This is a genomic window from Pedobacter fastidiosus, from assembly GCF_014306625.1.
In the GTDB taxonomy this organism is placed as follows: Bacteria; Bacteroidota; Bacteroidia; order Sphingobacteriales; family Sphingobacteriaceae; genus Pedobacter; species Pedobacter fastidiosus.
In genome coordinates, this window is the sequence record NZ_JACRYL010000049.1 from 1 (window position 1) to 1,853 (window position 1,853).

Annotated in this window: 2 protein-coding genes; both read right to left on the minus strand. The window is 56.0% G+C overall.

All coding sequences use genetic code 11. The features are described from left to right. Nucleotides 1–278 (minus strand): type IX secretion system membrane protein PorP/SprF (locus H7U22_RS22730; protein WP_187073630.1); only part of this gene is annotated, 278 nt, incomplete at its 3' end. Nucleotides 279–387: 109 nt separating this feature from the next. After that, a partial coding sequence (locus H7U22_RS22735) for a gliding motility-associated C-terminal domain-containing protein (protein WP_187073631.1) occupies nt 388–1,853 on the minus strand: 1,466 nt, incomplete at its 5' end.

The window sequence follows — 1,853 nt, forward strand, 5'->3', positions numbered from 1 at the left end:
ACAACGCCCGCCCTGTCGTTGAAGAAGTTCAGGCCGAGGCCGACCTTCCCATTATCTGAGCCGTGGGTGGCCGTGACCGCCTCCATTGCAGGGGCATATTCTATCGCCGTCCACTGCGCCTTGTAGCCTGCATTGATCTCCCATCCGCTTTCGATCCCAGCCATTGCAGGGTTCGAAAGGTACTGGTTCTGGTAGTACATGCTCCCCATCGGGTTCAGCTGCGCCTGGGCGGAAAGGCCGAGTCCCAGAAGTGTTATTGCTGTAAGTATCTTTTTCATTTTGCTGATTTTTTTTAGGGCCGTTCCGCCCATAATATGCTGTAATAAGGCCCCCTCCCCCTCCGCACGACATTCCATTACGCACCTCGGGGTCCGGGAGCCCTTAATCTTATCTGTTGTCCCTGATGATCGAGATCGTTCCCCTCAGCAGGCCTATGCCATTTCCGAGGTCGATCACGTAGATGTACGCACCCTCTGCAAGCGGCTGGCCGTTGTAGGTACCGTCCCAGTCGTTTTTGTAGCTGCTGGCCCCATAAACCCTTCTGCCCGCCCTATCGTAGATGCCTACCGTATTGTTCGGGTAATAGTCCAGATTTTTTACTACCCAGGTATCGTTCCTGCCGTCGCCGTTCGGTGTAATCACGTTGTTCGGCTCCAGTCTGAAATCATCCGTTACCGTGATGGTGATCTGCGCCACATCAGAGCATCCGCTGGCATTTGTTGCCGTAACCGTGTAGGTGGCTGTCTGTTTCGGACGCACTTTTATTACGCCGGTATTCTGTCCGCTCTGAATGTCCGTACCGCTCCAGCTGTAGCTCGTTCCGCCCGTTGCGGTAAGCGTAACGATATCCCCCCTGGAAATATTGGTTCCCATGTCGCTCGCTACCGATACCACCGGAACCGCATTAATGGTTACCGCTGTTGTGGCCGTTGCCGTGATCGTTCCGTCCTGATAGGTGTAGGTAACCGTATAACTGCCCGGAATACTTGCGCCCAGGTTTATCGTACCCGTTGGGGCATTGATCCTGAGCCCGTTCCCGTCTCCGGTATAGGTTCCGTTCGCAGGTCCCGTTCTGATGATATCCGCGGTTCCGTTTGCACAGTAGGCAGGTTTTGCATAGGCAATGGTTGCAGGCGTAGAATTTACCCTAACCGTTGCTGTTGCCGTTCCCGTACAGGTTCCGTTGCTGAACGTGTAGGTTACCGTATAGGTCTGGTTCGGTGTGCTTCCCGCTAGATCGATCGTTCCCGTAACGGCATTGATGCCCAGTCCCGAAGGGCTTGCACTATAGCTTCCGCCCGTCTGCCCGCTCTGCACAACGCTCGCTGTTCCGGTTGCCTGGTACTGCGGTGCGCCGTAACTGATCGAGGCCGTCGGTGTGGCCGGCTGTGCGTTTACCGTTACCGGTGCTGCACCCGAGGTACAGCCGTCAGCGCTCTTTGCGGTTACCGAGTGGCTTCCGCTGGCAAGACCCGAGTATGTTAAGGCAGAAGTGTAAGCACCGCCGTCAACACTGTAGGTTTCGCCCGTTACAGCAGTGATGCTGATACTTCCCGTAGCCAGGGCACAGGTAGGCTGTGCCGTAACGGCAACCACAGGTGCATTTGCCGGTGCCTTTGCGGGACTGATCACAACGTCCGTTCCCGAAGAGGTACATCCGTCCGCACTTTTCGCCCTTACGATGTGCGTGCCGGGTGCAAGACCCGAATAAGTTGAGGCAGCAGAGTAAGTTCCGCCGTCTATACTGTAGGTTTCGCCCGTTACCGCTGTAATTGCGATGCTTCCCGTTGGCGTTCCGCAGACCGGCTGTGCCGAAACAGAAACCGTTGGTGCGTTCGCCTCAACTTTCGCTG